The sequence below is a fragment of the Corynebacterium sp. 32222D000AT genome, from assembly GCF_053546955.1.
Map to the genome: position 1 here is coordinate 1 of NZ_JBPPVW010000003.1, position 16,439 is coordinate 16,439.

The 16,439-nt window shown below is 63.0% G+C and carries 15 protein-coding genes, 5 tRNA genes and 1 rRNA gene; 6 read left to right on the top strand and 15 right to left on the bottom strand.

Annotation, left to right across the window (positions count from 1 at the left end; all coding sequences use genetic code 11):
• From ACEE23_RS02135 to ramA, 3 genes are all read right to left on the bottom strand, one after another.
• Positions 1–75: ribosomal RNA gene (locus ACEE23_RS02135) — 16S ribosomal RNA — on the bottom strand; the annotation flags it as partial.
• 473 nt (positions 76–548) lie between these two features.
• Positions 549–1,817 (bottom strand): UDP-N-acetylglucosamine 1-carboxyvinyltransferase, encoded by a 1,269-nt coding sequence (murA, locus tag ACEE23_RS02140; RefSeq protein ID WP_368519804.1) that lies wholly within the window; start codon positions 1,815–1,817, stop codon positions 549–551.
• Positions 1,818–1,837: 20 nt separating this feature from the next.
• Positions 1,838–2,680 (bottom strand): acetate metabolism transcriptional regulator RamA, encoded by an 843-nt coding sequence (ramA, locus tag ACEE23_RS02145; RefSeq protein ID WP_368519805.1) that lies wholly within the window; start codon positions 2,678–2,680, stop codon positions 1,838–1,840.
• A gap of 358 nt (positions 2,681–3,038) precedes the next feature.
• Here ramA and cysK point away from each other — a divergent pair, with 358 nt between their 5' ends.
• Together cysK and epsC are read left to right on the top strand one after the other, a co-directional pair.
• Complete coding sequence (gene cysK, locus ACEE23_RS02150) at positions 3,039–3,977, top strand: cysteine synthase A (protein WP_368519806.1); 939 nt, start codon at positions 3,039–3,041, stop codon at positions 3,975–3,977.
• A 92-nt stretch (positions 3,978–4,069) separates the two neighbouring features.
• Complete coding sequence (gene epsC / locus ACEE23_RS02155; protein ID WP_368519807.1) at positions 4,070–4,633, top strand: serine O-acetyltransferase EpsC; 564 nt, start codon at positions 4,070–4,072, stop codon at positions 4,631–4,633.
• A 74-nt stretch (positions 4,634–4,707) separates the two neighbouring features.
• Here epsC and ACEE23_RS02160 read toward each other — a convergent pair whose 3' ends face one another.
• The 5 genes from ACEE23_RS02160 to ACEE23_RS02180 form a co-directional block, all read right to left on the bottom strand.
• Positions 4,708–5,082 carry a GNAT family N-acetyltransferase gene (locus tag ACEE23_RS02160; protein ID WP_368519808.1) on the bottom strand — a complete coding sequence of 125 codons (375 nt, stop codon included), beginning with the start codon at positions 5,080–5,082 and terminating at the stop codon, positions 4,708–4,710.
• Positions 5,047–5,122: transfer RNA gene (locus ACEE23_RS02165), tRNA-Phe, on the bottom strand. Before ACEE23_RS02165 ends, ACEE23_RS02160 begins: the two co-directional genes overlap by 36 nt.
• Positions 5,123–5,142: 20 nt before the next feature.
• Positions 5,143–5,219: transfer RNA gene (locus ACEE23_RS02170), tRNA-Asp, on the bottom strand.
• A 233-nt stretch (positions 5,220–5,452) separates the two neighbouring features.
• A tRNA-Asp gene (locus ACEE23_RS02175) sits at positions 5,453–5,526 on the bottom strand.
• A 55-nt stretch (positions 5,527–5,581) separates the two neighbouring features.
• Positions 5,582–5,654 (bottom strand) — tRNA-Glu (locus ACEE23_RS02180).
• A 116-nt stretch (positions 5,655–5,770) separates the two neighbouring features.
• Between ACEE23_RS02180 and ACEE23_RS02185 the strand changes: the two genes are divergently transcribed.
• Positions 5,771–6,103 (top strand): metal-sensitive transcriptional regulator, encoded by a 333-nt coding sequence (locus tag ACEE23_RS02185; protein ID WP_368519809.1) that lies wholly within the window; start codon positions 5,771–5,773, stop codon positions 6,101–6,103.
• A 144-nt stretch (positions 6,104–6,247) separates the two neighbouring features.
• Here the strand turns inward: ACEE23_RS02185 and ACEE23_RS02190 are convergent.
• Together ACEE23_RS02190 and ACEE23_RS02195 are read right to left on the bottom strand one after the other, a co-directional pair.
• A tRNA-Lys gene (locus ACEE23_RS02190) sits at positions 6,248–6,320 on the bottom strand.
• A 113-nt stretch (positions 6,321–6,433) separates the two neighbouring features.
• The gene (locus tag ACEE23_RS02195; protein WP_368519810.1) at positions 6,434–7,933 is read right to left on the bottom strand and encodes an acetyl-CoA hydrolase/transferase family protein; all 1,500 of its coding nucleotides are present in this window, start codon (positions 7,931–7,933) and stop codon (positions 6,434–6,436) included.
• Positions 7,934–8,115: 182 nt separating this feature from the next.
• Here ACEE23_RS02195 and dusB point away from each other — a divergent pair, with 182 nt between their 5' ends.
• Both dusB and phoU read left to right on the top strand, forming a co-directional pair.
• On the top strand, positions 8,116–9,261 hold the full coding sequence (dusB, locus tag ACEE23_RS02200; RefSeq protein ID WP_368519811.1) for a tRNA dihydrouridine synthase DusB: 1,146 nt from the start codon (positions 8,116–8,118) through the stop codon (positions 9,259–9,261).
• An 88-nt stretch (positions 9,262–9,349) separates the two neighbouring features.
• The gene (phoU, locus tag ACEE23_RS02205) at positions 9,350–10,078 is read left to right on the top strand and encodes a phosphate signaling complex protein PhoU (RefSeq protein WP_368519812.1); all 729 of its coding nucleotides are present in this window, start codon (positions 9,350–9,352) and stop codon (positions 10,076–10,078) included.
• 166 nt (positions 10,079–10,244) lie between these two features.
• Here the strand turns inward: phoU and pstB are convergent, their stop codons facing one another.
• From pstB to mshD, 5 genes are all read right to left on the bottom strand, one after another.
• Positions 10,245–11,018: a phosphate ABC transporter ATP-binding protein PstB gene (gene pstB, locus ACEE23_RS02210; protein WP_368519813.1), complete on the bottom strand. Its 774-nt coding sequence runs from the start codon at positions 11,016–11,018 to the stop codon at positions 10,245–10,247.
• A gap of 55 nt (positions 11,019–11,073) precedes the next feature.
• The gene (gene pstA, locus ACEE23_RS02215) at positions 11,074–11,988 is read right to left on the bottom strand and encodes a phosphate ABC transporter permease PstA (RefSeq protein ID WP_368534628.1); all 915 of its coding nucleotides are present in this window, start codon (positions 11,986–11,988) and stop codon (positions 11,074–11,076) included.
• A gap of 20 nt (positions 11,989–12,008) precedes the next feature.
• Entirely contained in the window at positions 12,009–13,085 is a 1,077-nt protein-coding gene (pstC, locus tag ACEE23_RS02220) for a phosphate ABC transporter permease subunit PstC (protein WP_368519815.1), read from the bottom strand.
• A 166-nt stretch (positions 13,086–13,251) separates the two neighbouring features.
• On the bottom strand, positions 13,252–14,340 hold the full coding sequence (gene pstS, locus ACEE23_RS02225) for a phosphate ABC transporter substrate-binding protein PstS (RefSeq protein WP_368519816.1): 1,089 nt from the start codon (positions 14,338–14,340) through the stop codon (positions 13,252–13,254).
• Positions 14,341–14,667: 327 nt separating this feature from the next.
• The gene (gene mshD / locus ACEE23_RS02230) at positions 14,668–15,588 is read right to left on the bottom strand and encodes a mycothiol synthase (RefSeq protein WP_368519817.1); all 921 of its coding nucleotides are present in this window, start codon (positions 15,586–15,588) and stop codon (positions 14,668–14,670) included.
• 32 nt (positions 15,589–15,620) lie between these two features.
• On the opposite strand from mshD, the gene ACEE23_RS02235 reads away from it, so the two are divergent.
• Positions 15,621–16,439: an LmeA family phospholipid-binding protein gene (locus ACEE23_RS02235; protein WP_448871869.1), complete on the top strand. Its 819-nt coding sequence runs from the start codon at positions 15,621–15,623 to the stop codon at positions 16,437–16,439.

Sequence of the window (16,439 nt, forward strand, 5' to 3'; positions counted from 1 at the left end):
GCCTTTCCGTTCGACTTGCATGTGTTAAGCACGCCGCCAGCGTTCGTCCTGAGCCAGGATCAAACTCTCCACAAAAAAGGCTCGTGAAAAGCCCAAACCTAACAAACAAAACCAACACACAACACACAAAACAGTGCGTTGCATACTGACCAAAAAGAATTACTACAAAGAAAAAATGAAAAATTCACAAAACATGAACAATCACATCAATGCAGCCAGAAAGAAAAATTATATTTCAATGACACCCCAACTGAAAGCGCCATCCGGCACACACCAACACAACCATCCACACAAATGCAAAAAGTACATTGGCACACTATTGAGTTCTCAAACATCACTGGCACGCCCCAACAATCAGTAACAACCAACTGCTCAAAGCGGCTTGTTCAACCTTACTCACAACCGTAAACAAAGTCAAACACCGTCACCGCCCGTTAACCTCTCAGCTACCTCGCGGCGACTGGGATTAATTTACACACAGTCCCCGAAAGACACAAATCCGCCGGTCACCGGTAAAATCCGGGGCCGACGGATAGGGGCTTTGAGCGTTAGTACCGCTCCTCTTCCTGGGTCCGCTCCACCTGAGCGCCCAGCCGGTTCAGGTTCTCCACGAAGTTCGGGTAGCCGCGGTCGATATGGAAGACGTCGTGGACCACGGAGACCTCGTCCGCACACAGGCCCGCGAGAACCAGGCCGGCGCCGGCGCGAATATCGGAGCTCCAGACGTGGGTCGAAGACAACCGCTCCTGCCCCCGGACGATGACGTGGTGACCGTCGACTTGTGCGTCCGCCCCGAGGCGGAGCATCTCGTCCACAAAACGGAAGCGGGATTCGAAGACGTTCTCGGTGATCATCGTCGTGCCTTCGGCCACCGCCGACAGGCCAATGGCCATCGGCTGCAGATCGGTCGGGAACCCCGGGAAAGGCAGAGTGTTGAAGTTGACCGCCTTCGGGCGCCCGTCCATACGGACCCTAAAGCCGGTCTCGTAGGTCTCCACGTCGGCGCCCGCGGACTTGAGCTTTTCCAGCGGCAGGTGCAGGTGCTTCGGCGCAATCCCGCCCACAGTCAGATCGCCGCGGGTCATGGCAGCGGCATAGGCCCAGGTGCCGGCGACGATACGGTCGCCCACTACCTCGTGCTCGGTGGGCTGCAACTTGTCCACCCCCTCAATGGTGACGGTCGACGTCCCCGCCCCACTGATACGCGCGCCCATGGAGTTGAGCATGTCACACAGGTCCACGATCTCCGGCTCGCGCGCGGCATTGTCCAAGACGGTGGTCCCCTCCGCCAGTACCGCTGCGGTCAGAATGTTCTCGGTGGCACCGACCGAGGGGAAGTCGAGCTTGATCTTCGCGCCGTGGAGGCGCTCCGCCTCGGCCACGACGGCGCCGTGCTCAATCCGGGTCTTGGCACCCATCTTCTCCAGGCCCGACTGGTGCATATCCAGCGGGCGGGAACCGATGGCGTCGCCGCCGGGGAGGGCCACCTTCGCCCGACCACAGCGCGAGGTCAGCGGGCCCAAGACGCAAACGGAAGCGCGGAACTGCCGGACGGCATCGAAGTCCGCGTCCGAACGCGGCTGGTCCGGGGTGTCGATGGTGACTACCGAGCCGTCGATAGTGACCTCGCAGCCCAGCCCCTCAAGAACCTTCTTCATGAGGGGTACGTCCAGAATCTCCGGACAGTTAGTCAACGTCGTGCGGCCCTCCGCCAGCAGGGCGGCCGCCATCAGTTTCAGCACACTATTTTTGGCGCCGTCGACCCTCACAGAACCCTGCAGGCGGGCGCCACCGGTGACAATAAATTGGTCCTTCACACCGACCAACTTACAGCCTCTTAGGGCAGTGCGCCGATCCGGCGAGCGGCATTGACCGCCTCGTAACGGGTGTGCGCGCCGAGTTTACGCATCACAGAGCGCAGATAAGACTTCACGGTTTCGGCGCCGATGCCCATTTCTTCCGCGGCTTCGACGTTCGTGTGCCCCAGAGCTACGCAGGAGAGCACGTCGAGCTCGCGGGCGGACAGCTTGGTGGACTGCTTGACGCGGACCGGCGAGACCATCTGGTCGCACAGGGTCTCGAGCTCCTTGCGGAGATCGTCTTCGGCCACCCGGTTGGCCAGCATGCGCAGCTTCGAGTGGGTGGAACGGACCTGCTCCCACTCCGCACCGTTCATCACGTGGCCACCGCGACCGGCCCCGGCCTTGCCGCCGTCGGTACGGCGCAGCACCGAGTTGACCGCCAGGTCCTGCTCGAGACAGCGAGCGGTCATGGTGACTTCCTCGATGACCTTGTCTCCCAGGCGGACCGGCGAGTGCACGCCGACGTACAGGACGCCGCGGATTTCGCGCTGGACGATGACCGGCACGGCCACGATGGAGTGCAGTCCCTCGTCCTGGATGAGGCGGTCGTTTTCGTGGGAGATGGTCTTGGCGCGCAGGTAATCCGAGACACCCACCGCGCGGCGACTCTTGACGACGCGGCCACCGACGCCGACGCCGGCATCGATAGTCAGGTTCTGCAGGGCGGGGGTGCGCAGGCCGACCCACTGTGTGATCTGCAGGCGATTATCCGGCAGCAAGGTGCCGTACATCGTCACCGGGATACCAGTGGCGGTCTTCAAGGAAGACAATGCGGCCCGTACGGCCTCGTCGTCATCTTTAATTCGGTGCGCTTCCAAGACGTACTCCTACTCGGGGGTACCCATTAAGGTGCACCCAGGGGTGCCCCTTTTGAACGGGTGTATTACAACACTGTTTCCCAACTGTATCGGGCTAACGGGGGTAATTCTAAATCAGAACTCTCATAAAACACGAATCCGCTACCTAATTAAAATACAGGCGGCGGGGTTAACCACGAGCGCCAGCGCGCCCGAACTGGTATAAGCGCCCGTCACCCACGGGACAACCACCACCGCAGCCAGCGTTTCCCACTGAATAAAACTCGGTCTATTTCTTGCGTACTGGTCGGTCTAGACAACTAGTGTAGGGTGGGAAAAGCAAATCGGAAAACAGCTGCACAAGGAGTCCCGAATACCTATGGCAAAGATTTACGACAACATTCTCGAGACCATCGGCGGTACCCCGCTGGTTCGCGTCAACCGTCTGACCGAGGGCCTCAAGGCCGACGTCCTCGTTAAGGTCGAGTCCTTCAACCCGGCTAACTCGGTCAAGGACCGTATCGGCCAGGCCATCGTCGACGCCGCCGAGGCCTCCGGCGAGCTGAAGCCGGGCGGCACCATCGTGGAAGCCACCTCCGGCAACACCGGCATCGCCCTGGCCCTGGTCGGCGCGGCTCGCGGCTACAAGGTCATCCTGACCATGCCGGAGACCATGTCCAACGAGCGCCGCGTCCTGCTGCGCGCCTACGGTGCCGAGATCGTCCTGACCCCGGGCGCCGCCGGCATGCAGGGTGCAGTCGACAAGGCCAACGAGATTATCGAGCAGAACGAAGGCGCCATCCTGGCCCGCCAGTTCGCTAACGAGGCCAACCCGACCGTCCACTACAACACCACCGGCCCGGAGATCTGGAACGACACCGACGGCAACGTCGACATCCTGGTCGCGGGCGTCGGCACCGGCGGCACCATCACCGGTGCGGGCCGCTTCCTGAAGGAGAAGAACCCGGATCTGAAGACCGTAGCCGTCGAGCCGGCCGCTTCCCCGCTGCTGTCCGAGGGCAAGGCCGGCCCGCACAAGATCCAGGGCCTGGGCGCTAACTTCATCCCGGAGGTCCTGGACCGCAAGCTGGTCGACGAGGTCATCGCCATCAGCAACGAGGACGCTGTGGAAACCTCCCGCAAGCTGGCCGTCGCCGATGGCATCCTGGGCGGCATCTCCACCGGCGCTAACCTGAAGGCAGCCCTGGAGCTGGCCCAGCGCCCGGAGAACGAAGGCAAGACCATCGTCACCGTCGTCTGCGACTTCGGCGAGCGCTACGTCTCCACCATCCTCTACGAGGACATCCGCGAAGATTAATTTCACGCGTTAAGTGCCTGCTTGAGCCTTGTATAGCCAAGCAGGCACTTTTTCTTGCCTTTTGGGCGACCGGTTTTTAGTACGCTTTGGATATGAACATCCTCAGCCGAATCCGCGAAGACCTAGCTAACGCCCGCGACCACGATCCCGCTGCCCGCGGCGACGTCGAAAACGCCATCGTCTATTCCGGACTGCACGCCATCTGGGCCCACCGCGTTTCCCACTGGCTCTGGAAGCGCGGCCTGAAGGGACCGGCCCGCGTCCTGGCGCAGCTTAACCGCTTCTTCACCGGCATCGAGATCCACCCCGGCGCCACCATCGGCCGGCGCTTCTTCATCGACCACGGGATGGGCATCGTCATCGGCGAGACCGCCGAAATCGGCGACGGCGTGATGCTCTACCACGGTGTGACCCTGGGCGGCCAGGTGCTCACCCAAACCAAGCGCCACCCCACCATCGAGGACAACGTCGTCATCGGCGCGGGCGCCAAGGTGCTGGGCCCCATCACCATCGGCCACGGCTCCGCCGTCGGCGCCAACGCCGTCGTTACCAAGGACGTGCCCCCGGAGCACAGCGCCATCGGCATCCCGGCTAAGAACCGCCCGCGTCGCCACGAAGAGCGCATCAAGCTCGTCGACCCCGACTACTTCATCTAGCCGGAGCACAATACCGCGCAGCGCCGCGCACGCGGCCCTGCAGCCGCCGCCTAGCTCCCTCGGTAGCTTCCCCCTTAAGAACCCGCCTGCAACTCCTTGTAGGCGGGATTTTTGTCGATAAAGCGCGCCACGGCGGAGCAGGTCGGGCGCACGCGCTTGCCGGCCTCCCGCGCATCATCCAGCGCGGCCTGAATCAGGGGCTTAGACAGGCCCCGACCCTGAAAGTCCGGGTGGACGACCGTGTGGTCGAACTCGCGGACGTCAGCGTCATCGATGTAGTGCGCGTATCCGGCCTCGTGGCCGTCCACGGTGATGACGAACTGAGAACGATCGGTCTGCTTGGCAACGGAGTAGTTTTCCATGGCCCCAGTATGCCAAAAAGGCCCGTTCCCTTTAGCGGAAACGGACCTTGCTGGTGGCCAGAGCCAGGATCGAACTGGCGACCCCACACTTTTCAGGCGTGTGCTCTACCGACTGAGCTATCTGGCCGAAGACTACCGGAGTAGCCTTGGCGACCCTGACGGGACTTGAACCCGCGACCTCCGCCGTGACAGGGCGGCGCGCTAACCAACTGCGCCACAGGGCCATTATTTAATTTGCTGCATTCCAGGGCTTAGCACCCTGTCTTGCACGAGTTATTACTCTACACAGAACGCCGAAACATAGGCAAATCGCCTGCTAGTCATCCATATTCATAGAGAAAGCTCGCACCAGATGGGACACGTCCACAAGTCTTGCCAAACCCTGGCCGCTCCGCCGTCCCCGCGCCCGAAAGACGCGAAAAAGGGCCGAGGTAAAACCTCGACCCTTCTGGTACTGCGACCCTGACGGGACTTGAACCCGCGACCTCCGCCGTGACAGGGCGGCGCGCTAACCAACTGCGCCACAGGGCCAGCACGTCTAAGACGTACATGGTGAAGAAAAACTCTTTAAAAGAGGCCTTCTCCGTACCCCCAACGGGATTCGAACCCGTGCCGCTGCCGTGAAAGGGCAGTGTCCTAGGCCGCTAGACGATGGGGGCCTGCCGCGGTATTCAAGGCAGAAAACTCTCGCTTTCCCTTGCGCGACTTCTCAAAATATACTGGAAGAATCACTCAATACAAAATCGCGCCCTACCCCGGAGATAAAACCACCGCTATGCCCGAAAATCAGGAAGCCTGCTCGTGCCACGCACCGCATAAACACGGCTACAACGCGGACGCCGACTCCAAGAAGAAGTACCTGGCCAGGCTGCGCAAGATCGAGGGCCAAACCCGCGGAATCCACCGCATGATCGACGAGGATCAATACTGCATCGACATCATCACGCAGATCTCCGCGGTCACCTCCGCCTTGGAAAACGTCTCCCTCGCCCTCCTGGAAGACCACATCGCCCACTGCGTGGCCGGCGCCCGCAACGCGGACGGTACCATCGCCCAGGACAAGCTGGACGAGGCCATGCGCGCCATCAAGAAGATGGTCAAGAGCTAGCCCCCCCTTCCCCTAGCGCGCCGTCCAACCAACAGCCCCTGCCGGCGATTTAAACGCCGCCTCAGCGGCTGCCAGGCCTTAATCCTTGTAAAGACATGAAAGAACCCGCTAACGGCTCTTAGAGCGCGCTAGCGGGCTGGTGCGTGGGCCCTGAGGGGCTCGAACCCTCGACCTGCGGATTAAAAGTCCGTAGCTCTACCAGCTGAGCTAAAGGCCCAATGCGTTCCTTATTCTAATAGGAGGCCACGACAGGAAGAAAATAGCCCCCGATCCGGGCCTCAAAGGCCCTGTTCATAGGGGCTACTAACTGCCTAATGAGCGTCGGCGCGCTTACTGGGGACGCATATCCCCGGTCTCGGCGAAGCGAATCTGGAAGTCGAAGGCGGACTTCAGATCGTGCGGGGTGTGGATGAACTTGCCCTGCTTAGCACGCTCGAAGTACTCCTCCAGCGCAGGACGGTAATCCGGGTGAGCCACGGCGATGACCTTCTCGGCGCGCTCGCGCGGAGCCAGGCCGCGCAGGTCAGCCACGCCGTACTCGGTGATGATGACCATGGTGTCGTGCTCGGTGTGGTCGGTGTGCGCCACGAAAGGCACGATGGCGGAGATCTTGCCGTCCTTGGCAATCGACGGGGACACGAAGGTGCTGATGTAGGCGTTGCGGGTGAAGTCGCCCGAGCCACCGGTACCGTTCATGATGCGGGTGCCGCCCACGTTGGTGGAGTTGATGTTGCCGTAGATGTCGCCCTCAATCATGCCGTTGGAGGAAATCAGGCCGACGCGGCGGATGACCTCCGGGTGGTTGGAGATCTGCTGCGGGCGCAGCACAATGTGCTTGGCGTAGCGGTCGGCCTCGGCGTTCATCTTCTCCGCGTACTCCGGGGACAGCGCGAAGGAGGTGGCGGAGGCGACGGTCATCTTGCCGGCGTCGATGAGATCCAGCATGCCGTCCTGGATGACCTCGGTGTAGGCCTGGATGTTTTCGAACTTGGAATCCAGCAGGCCGGCCATCACGGCGTTCGGGACGTTGCCCACGCCCGACTGCATGATGAACTGGTCGTATGCCAGACGGCCGGCGGCAACCTCGCCCTCGAGGAAGTTGATGAAGTTCGCGGCGATCTTCTCGGAGGTCTCGTCCGGGGCCTTGAAGGGGGCGTTGCGGTCCGGGGCGTTGGTCTTAACGACGGCGACGACCTTGTCCTTGGGGATCTCGATGTAGGTCTCACCGATACGGTCGCTGACCTTGGTGATCGGGATTGGCTGGCGGTTCGGCAGCTTCTCGATGCGGTAAATATCGTGCATGCCCTCCAGGTTCAGGGACTGCCACTCGTTGACCTCGAGGATGATCTTGTCCGCGGCCTCGATGTACTCGAGGTTGTTGCCCACGGCGGACGACGGCACGATGTTGCCGTCCTCGGTAATGCGGACGACCTCGATGATGGCTACCTGGAAGTCGCCGTAGAAGCCCTCCTCGACCTGCTGGCCCATGTGGGACAGGTGGACGTCCTGGTAGAGCAGCTCGCCGGAGTTAGCCTTGTTACGCAGCACCGGATCGGAGTTGTACGGGGCGCGGAAGCGCAGGGCGTCTGCCTCCGCGAGGACGCCGTCGCAGTCCGGGGCGGTGGAGGCGCCGGAAAAGACGTCAATCTTGAACTCTTCGCCCGCCTCGTGGGCCTTGGTGGCCTTCTCCGCGATAGCGGCCGGCAGCGCCTTCGGGTAACCGGCACCGGTGAAGCCGGAAATGCCCACTCGGTCGCCATTGTTAACGTACTTGGCTGCCTCCTCGGCGGAGACCACGAGGTCCTGGTAATACCCAATCCGCTCAGTCAAGTCTTTACCTCCTGTGATTGTCGCGGCGCGCGGGTGTAACGCACGCCGCATGGTTTTAGTTACACGCACCACATTAGCGAATATTTGCAACCTTTTCCGCAACTGTGCCAAAACTGTGAAGACAAGGTGCACCCGCCGTCCCGGTTTGCCAGCGTTTCTGCCCACAGTCCACAATGTAAAACGTGACTTTGCGCATCGGTTCTATCTCTCTCAACTCCCCCGTCATCCTCGCCCCGATGGCCGGGGTGACCAACGTGGCTTTCCGGACGCTGTGCCGCGAGCAGGAGCTCGCCCGCACCGGCACCGTGGCCGGCCTCTACGTCTGCGAGATGGTCACCGTCCGCGCCCTGGTGGAACGCAACGAGAAGACCATGCACATGACGACCTTCGCCCCGAGCGAGGATCCGCGTTCGCTCCAGCTCTACACCGTCGATCCGGAATACACCTACCGCGCCGCGAAGATGATCGTGGACGAGAACCTGGCCGATCACATCGACATGAACTTCGGCTGCCCAGTCCCGAAGGTCACCCGCCGCGGGGGCGGATCCGCACTGCCGTATAAGCGCCGGCTTTTCGGCAACATCGTCGCGGCCGCCGTCAAGGCCACGGAGGGCACCGACATCCCGGTGACGGTGAAGATGCGCGTCGGCATCGATAGCGAGCACCACACGCACCTGGACGCCGGCCGTATCGCCGTTGAGGAGGGCGCGGCCGCCGTGGCGCTGCACGGGCGCACCGCCGCCCAGCGCTACTCGGGTCAGGCGGACTGGTCGGAAATTGCCCGCCTGAAGGAGCACCTCGCGGACAGTGGGGTGCCGGTCCTAGGCAACGGTGATATCTTCAAGGCTTCCGATGCCGCCGCGATGATGGAAGCCACCGGCTGCGACGGGGTCGTCGTCGGCCGCGGCTGCCTAGGCCGCCCCTGGCTCTTCGCCGAGCTATCTGCCCACCTGCGCGGCGAGCCGGTGCCCGAGGAGCCGACGCTGGGCGAGGTCACGCAGATCGTCTACCGCCACGCGGAGCTGCTCGCGCACTACGACGGCGAGGCCCACGCCTGCCGCGATATTCGTAAACACATTGGGTGGTACCTGCGCGGCTTCCCGGTCGGCGGCGAGGTCCGTTCGCAGCTGTCTAAGGTAAACTCCCTGCCGGATCTGCGCGAGCTGCTCGCCCCCTGGGCCGGCTCTAATGCCCGGGCTGACGATGCCTCTGGGCCCCGCGGACGTCAGGGTTCGCCGGCCAAGGTCGCGCTGCCGGACGGCTGGCTGGACGACCCGGAGGACGAGGCGGTGCCCGCCGGCGCCGAGATCATGAACTCCGGCGGCTAAACCCGCAGCTTGTATACACCTATCAGGGTATTGAAAATTACTAGTTCTTGGCGGGCGTTCCCAATAAACGTGCACTATACTGTTGGGCATGCGAATTGCCTACAGAGAGAAGTTAGATAACTTCGCGCACGACCTGATCCTGATGTGCGACACGGTTCAGGCGATCATGTCTCAGGCTTCGCGGGCACTTCTGACGGCCGCCTTGCAGCCGGCCGAAGATGGTCTATCCCTATCCGACGAGCTAGAAGAGCTGCGCACCCGGTGCGAAGAACGCGCCGTGTCCCTCCTGGCATTGGAAAACCCCATGGCCAAGGACCTGCGCCAAGTGGTCTCCTCTATCTATATCGTGGAGGACCTCTACCGCATGGGCCAGCTGGCCAAGCACATCGCGAAGTCCGCGCGACGCCGCCACCCCAACCACGTGGTTCAGGAAGAGTTCATGGGGTACCTCGAAGAACTCGCCCGCCTGGTCGATGAGATGTGCTCGCGCACCCGCAACGCTCTTATCGATCCGGATCCCCAGCTGGCGCTGGAGCTGGCGAGCGACGATGACGCGGTGGACGACATCAACCACCACCTGATCACCATCCTGACCCAGCGGGATTGGAAGTACTCCACCCGCTCGGCCGTCGACCTGGCTATGCTCTCGCGCTTCTACGAGCGCTACGCGGACCACTGCGTCAACGTGGCCGCCCGCATCCTCTACCTGAGCACCGGCATGCTGCCGGACGAGTACCTGGCCCGCCGCGCCGACGAGGACCGCCGCCAGGACATGGAGGCCCACTTCGCCGCCCTGGAGCGCCAGTTCCGCCGCTAGCCGGCCTCCCCTTACTACTTGCCCGCCCCGCATCCCGCGCGGCGGGTTTTTCTACGACTAATCCCCCGGCACCAGGGCTCAACCTGGCGCCGGGGGATTTAAGTCTTTAGCTCAGACAATCAAGTTTTAGCGCAGCGCGCGGTGCGGCCGCGCGCGGGGAGCCTCCTTAGCCGAAACGGCCGGAGATGTAGTCTTCGGTTTCCTTCTTTTCCGGGTTCTCGAAGATCTTGGTGGTGTCGTTGAACTCCACCAGGTGGCCCGGCTTGCCGGTGGCCTCCAGGGAGAAGAAGCCGGTCTTGTCGGACACACGGGATGCCTGCTGCATGTTGTGCGTCACGATGACGATGGTGAATTCCTGCTTCAGCTCGTGAATCAGGTCCTCGACCGCCAGGGTGGAAATCGGGTCCAGGGCCGAGCAGGGCTCGTCCATGAGCAGCACCTCGGGCTCGACCGCAATGGCGCGGGCGATGCACAGACGCTGCTGCTGACCGCCGGAGAGGCCGCCGCCCGGCTTGTCCAGGCGGTCCTTGACCTCGTCCCAGAGGTTGGCGCCGCGCAGGGACTTCTCCGCGACCTCCTTGAGCTTCTTCTTGTTCTTCTCGCCGGACAGCTTCAGGCCGGCGACGACGTTGTCCTCGATGGACATGGTCGGGAACGGGTTGGCCTTCTGGAAGACCATGCCGATGGTGTTACGCACGGAGACCGGGTCGACCTTGGAGTCGTAGACATTCTGGCCGTCCAGCAGGATCTCGCCCTTGACGTAGGCGCCCGGGATGACCTCGTGCATGCGGTTGAGGGTACGCAGCACGGTCGACTTACCACAGCCGGACGGGCCGATGAACGCAGTTACCGCCTGGGCCGGGATGTGCATGTTGACGTTCTGCACAGCGTGGAAGTCGCCGTAGTAGATATTGACGTCATTGAGTTCGAGTTTGGACATCTTGTGCTCCTGAGTATGAGAGTTGTCGGTGAAAGTTCGGGCCGGGCGAAGCAGATTACTGCTTGACCGAGAACTTCGCGGAGATGATTCGGGCGGCAACGTTGAGCAGCGCGATGAGAAGGACCAAGGTGAAGGCGGCGCCCCACAGCTTGTCGAGGACGGCTTCGGTAACGCCGGCCTTGTACATGTCCAACATCATCAGCGGCAGCGAGGACATGGTGCCACTGGTCGGGTCCCACTTCAGGGCGCTGGTGGAACCGACCAGGATGAGGACCGGAGCGGACTCACCCATGATGCGGGCGATTGCCAGCATGACACCGGTGGCGATACCGGACAGTGCGGTCGGCAGAACAATCTTGGCGATGGTCTTCCACTTCGGCACGCCCAGGGCGTAGGAGGCCTCGCGCAGGTCCATCGGGACCACGCGGAGCATCTCCTCGGTGTTACGGACGACAATCGGAATCATCAGCAGCAACAGGGACCAAGCCAGGGCCAGACCGGAGCGGTCGAAGCCCATGACGCCGATCCAGGCGGCGTAGACGAACAGGGCGGCAACGATGGACGGGACACCGGACAGGATGTCCACCATGAAGGTGGTCACGCGGCCGAGCCACCCGCCACGGGAGTACTCCACCAGGTAGATGGCGGTGAACACGCCAATCGGGACGGCGATGATGGTCGCCAGGCCAGCCTGGATGATGGTACCGACGATGGCGTGCAGCGCACCGCCGCCGGGCTGGTGGTACATGACGCCCAGCATGTCCTCGGTCCACCACTCCACGTTCAGAGTGACGGGCAGGCCCTTGACGATGAGCTCCCAGAGCACCCACACCAGCGGGATGAGAGCGACAATCATGCACAGGTAGATAAGGACGGTCGCCGCGCTGTTGGCGAACTTACGCTTGCCCGAGATGTCGGTAAAGGCGTTGTGTGTGGTCGAAACGTCAGAAGCAGCTACAGCATTAGACATTGTTTGTTATCCTCACTCTTCTACTTCTTGGAGACGATCGCGCGGGCAATGGCGTTGACGATGAACGTCAGCAAGAACAGCACCAGACCGGCGGCGATGTAGGCGCCCGCCTTAATCGGGTTGTTGAACTCCGGTGCCGCGTTCGCAATCGCGGTTGCGAAGGTGGTACCGCCATCGAACAGGGAGAAGCGGAACTCGGACGACGGGCCGACGACCATGTACAGGGCCATGGTCTCACCGAGCGCGCGGCCCAAGCCCAGCATGGCGCCGGAGATGTAGCCCGAGAGGCCGAACGGCAGAACGGTCATGCGGACGACTTCCCAGCGGGTAGCGCCCAGGGCCAGGGCGGACTCGACCTGCCCCTTCGGGGTCTGGACGAAAACCTCACGCGCGGTAGCCGCGATAATCGGCAGAATCATTACGGCCAGCACGATGCCACCGGTGAACATGTTGCGGGCGGTGGCGAACGACGGCGAGTTCTCGTAGACGGTGAAGAGGAAGAATCCGCCGGCCCAGCTGTGAATCCACTCGTAGAAGCCCGACAGCACCGGGCCCAGGACGAGCCAGCCCCACAGACCGTAAACGATGGAAGGAACGGCGGCCAGCATGTCGACCAAAAAGCCCATCGGCTTGACCAGGCGGGCCGGCGCGTAGTTGGACAGGAAGATGGCCACGCCGAGAGCCACCGGCATGGCGATAATCAGAGCCAGCACCGACATGGTGACCGTGGCGGCGAACAGGTTCGGGATACCGAAGTACATTTCGTCCACGTTGGACGTGTCCCACGGACCCGTGTAGATGAAAAAGCCGAGGTAGCCTTCGGCGTTGCGGTTCAGCGCGGGGACGGCACGAATAATCAGGAAGATGCCGATAGCCGCAATGAAGACAGTGATGAGGGTAGCGGACGCGGTGGAGAGAATCTCAAAGACGCGGTCGCCCGGGCGCTTAACGCCGCCGGTCTTCACGCCTTCGGAAGCGCCCTGGGGTTCGTTATCGGGTTTGCCCGCGGCGGTGGTGGTAGCCACGGAGTGGCCTTCCACGTTGCGGTCATCGTCGAGCTTCTTATGCTCACCCGTTGTCGAGTTGTACTCAGCCATGTGGCGGGGATCCTTCAACTTGTAGGGTTTTTACGTTTGTCACATCTTCCCGCTTAACGGGAAGAACCCCCGACGGCGTAACGAGCGGCCGGCGGGGGAAATTCAACCATCTAGCCCATCATCCCGCGCTGGGGCGGGGTGATGAACCAGTCAGTATGAGGATGCTTTAGGACGCCTGGATCTCGTCGACAGCCGTCTTCAGGCGGTCCAGGTGAGCACCGGTGACCGGGATGTGGCCGGCCTCGGTCAGGCCCTCATCCTGGTGGTCCAGAGCGGTCTTCAGGAACTCCTTCAGCAGGGCCGCCTCGGACTCGTCGTAGCCAGCGGAGCAGACGATCTCGTAGGTGGTCAGGATGAGCGGGTAGGAGCCCTCATCGGAGGAGGAGAACAGAGCCTCGGAGTTCACGACCATGTCGTTGCCCTCGGTCTCGAACTGCAGGTTCTCCAGAGCGGTGCCGACGGTCTCCTCGGACAGCTCGGTCGGGCCAGCACCGAAGTCGATCTTGGCAACGCCCAGACCGGCCTGCTCAGCGTGAGAGTGCTCGACGTAGGTGATGCCGCCGTCGATGCTGGAGACCTGGGTAGCAACGCCGGAGGAGCCGTTGGCGCCCTCGCCGACCTCGGTCGGGAAGTTCTTGCCACCCTCGTTGTCCCACTCTTCGGTGGCGTCGTGCAGGAACTTCTGGAAGTTGTCGGAGGTACCGGACTCGTCGGAGCGGTAGACCACGGAGATGCGGGTATCCGGCAGGTCAACGCCCTCGTTGTCAGCCTGGATAGCCTCGTCGTTCCACTCGGTGATGTCGCCCTTGAAGATCTTGGCAACGTTCTCGGTGGAAAGGTTCAGCTCGTCAACGCCCTCCAGGTTGTAAGCGATAGCAACCGGGCCGATAACGAACGGCAGGTGCCAAGCGTCGTTGCCGTTGCAACGGTTTTTAGCAGCCTCAACCTGTTCCTCCTCCAGCGGGGAGTCGGAACCGGCGAAGGTGACCTGGCCGTCGACGAACTGGGTACGGCCGGAGCCGGAACCGGTGGCGTTGTAAGCCAGGCTAGCGTCGCCGCCAGTGGTCTCCTGGAACTTGGAAGCAAAGTAGTCCATAGCGTTCTGCTGGGAGGAAGCGCCCTCACCAGTCAGCTCGCCGGAAACCTCGGTCTCGCCCTCAGCGGAGGAGTCAGAGTCGTTGCAGGCGACCAAAGCGGTAGAAGAAGCCGCGATGATGCCGAAGATTGCAGCGGTGCGCTTGAAATTGCGAATCACGGGAAACCTTTCCTGTGGAGATCAGATTCAACTTGATTGTCCGAGCACCTTTACCCGCGCGCAGCCACCCCATGGGACGGTGGTGCCGGGCTGACCTCCGACGCGGTGGAACTGGCCTATAGCGGTGAACTAGTCCGCGGCGCAGTACCTCCGCGCCTAGAAGGCCTGGATACTCACAACGCTTAAAGCTATCCAGTCTTGGTTAACCGGAAAGGTCCCTTTCGGTTAACGCTGAGTTAACAATCGCCCCAACGCAGGTGATTCTTCTCACCTTTCACACCGATCCATGGTTTCCTACTGAGTTTTCTCAACGTTCTTCCTCAGGTTTTAGACGCCGTAGACGCAGTGCCGCTCGGCCACCTCGAAACCCGCCTTGTCGTAGGAGCGCACGGCCGCGGCGTTGTCCGCCTCCACGTAGAGAATGACCTTGTCAGCGCCTTTGTCCTGCATGCGCTTGAGCCCCAGCGCCAGCAGCGGCCGGGACAGCCCCTGGCCCTGGTAAGAGCTGGCCAGGCCGATGACGTAGACCTCGCCGAAGGACTCGTCCTCCTCGGTGGTCACCGGGGAGTGCCACTTGGTCCAGTGGAAGCCGGCCAGCCTCGGTTCCGCGCCGCGGGTGTCCCACAAGAAGAGCACGTCCGCGGGGTCGTACCAGGAGTTGTCCTTGCCGCGCGCCAAGCGCTCGGCGTCCCAGCCGCCCTGCTCCGGGTGCCAGCTAAACGCCTCGTTGTTGACGGCCAGCCAGGCGCTATCGACGGCCTCGGCTCCGAAGCGCTGGGCGGCCGCCGGGTAGTCCATGGCCTCCAGGCCCGGCGCGTCGGCGGCGTCGAAGGCTGCGGCGGAGCGCAATAGGTCCCCCTCGAGCGCCATAACCAGCAGCTCGCGCTCGATGGTGCGGCCCGCGGCGGCGGCCAGGTGCTGGGCCGCGGGCAGGTTCCCGTGCGCCCAGACCGGCCGATCGCCGAGTTCGCCCAGCAGGGCCTTTCCCTCACCGTTACCGCGGTAGTCGGGGGCGACGAAGAGCTCGGCGCTGTCCCCGTCGTCGGCGGCCACCCCGGCCAGGTCCTCGCCGACCCACAGCAGGGTGTGGGTGTGGCCCAGGCGGGCATCGTCGAGCCCGGCCAGGAACTGCTCGGAGAGCGGCGCTACCCCGTCGGCCTGGGCGGCCTGGCGCGCTAAGGCGGCTACGGCGCGGGCCGTGGCGGCATCGTCGGGCAGGTGCGTGGTTTTAGTGGTAGTCGCTGTCATGGTTTCCAGGATAGTTTGCAACAATGGAGCATGTGACTGACGTTGTTGTGCCCGCCCGCGCCCGCAAGCCCCTCGCCTGGCTCCTGGGCATCGCCGCGGTGAGCGGAAGCCTGTTTGTGGTGGACTCCGGTTTCGCCATGCACGCGGAGCATTCCATTTCCCAGCGGGTCAAGGAAGAATCCAAGCTGGAAAACTCCCCCGAGGTCTTCATCGGGGGCATGCCCTACCTGGGGGCGGCGGTGACCAACGAGATCCCGCTGATCGAAGTCAAGTCCCTCGACGTGGAGGTCCCCCACCTAGGGATGATCAACGCGCAGACCACCCTGCGCGATATCACCGTCGCCGCCGACCAGCTGACCAGCGGCAACTTCGCCGGCGCGCCGGTGTCCACCTTCTCGCGCGCCATCACCTTGGACGGGGTGGCGCTCGGGCGCCTGCTGGACATCACTGACCTGTCGATTGCCAACCCGGACAACATCTCGCCTACCGGCGGCATGGCCTCCGAGGCCGAGCTCAGCGGCACCGTCGCCGGCGCGAAAGAGCCCACCCGGGTGCGCGTGACGCTGCGGCTAGTCGGCGAGCGCTTCTACATGCGCCCGGTGGAGATCCTGGAGCTGGCCGCGGGCACGAGCGAAGAAGAGGCCACGAAGGCCTTCGAGTTGGAGCTGGATACCCGGCAGCTGCCCCTGCCCGCCCAGGCCACCGCCGTGCGCCTGCAGGGCGGCGGCATCACCTTCGAGACCCAGCGCCGCAACACCCACCTGCAGCCCGGGCAGCTCGCCCCCATCGAGATCGCCGGGGACTACGACTCCGACGGGCGCGAGGTCAACGACGAGAATTCCGGCGCCTAG

Excerpts from the sequence above, each read along its gene's own strand:
- cysK (WP_368519806.1), top strand. The coding sequence starts at position 3,039 with ATGGCAAAGATTTACGACAACATTCTCGAGACCATCGGCGGTACCCCG.
- epsC (WP_368519807.1), top strand. The coding sequence starts at position 4,070 with ATGAACATCCTCAGCCGAATCCGCGAAGACCTAGCTAACGCCCGCGAC.
- ACEE23_RS02185 (WP_368519809.1), top strand. The coding sequence starts at position 5,771 with ATGCCCGAAAATCAGGAAGCCTGCTCGTGCCACGCACCGCATAAACAC.
- phoU (WP_368519812.1), top strand. The coding sequence starts at position 9,350 with ATGCGAATTGCCTACAGAGAGAAGTTAGATAACTTCGCGCACGACCTG.
- pstB (WP_368519813.1), bottom strand. The coding sequence starts at position 11,018 with ATGTCCAAACTCGAACTCAATGACGTCAATATCTACTACGGCGACTTC.
- pstA (WP_368534628.1), bottom strand. The coding sequence starts at position 11,988 with ATGTCTAATGCTGTAGCTGCTTCTGACGTTTCGACCACACACAACGCC.
- pstC (WP_368519815.1), bottom strand. The coding sequence starts at position 13,085 with ATGGCTGAGTACAACTCGACAACGGGTGAGCATAAGAAGCTCGACGAT.
- mshD (WP_368519817.1), bottom strand. The coding sequence starts at position 15,588 with ATGACAGCGACTACCACTAAAACCACGCACCTGCCCGACGATGCCGCC.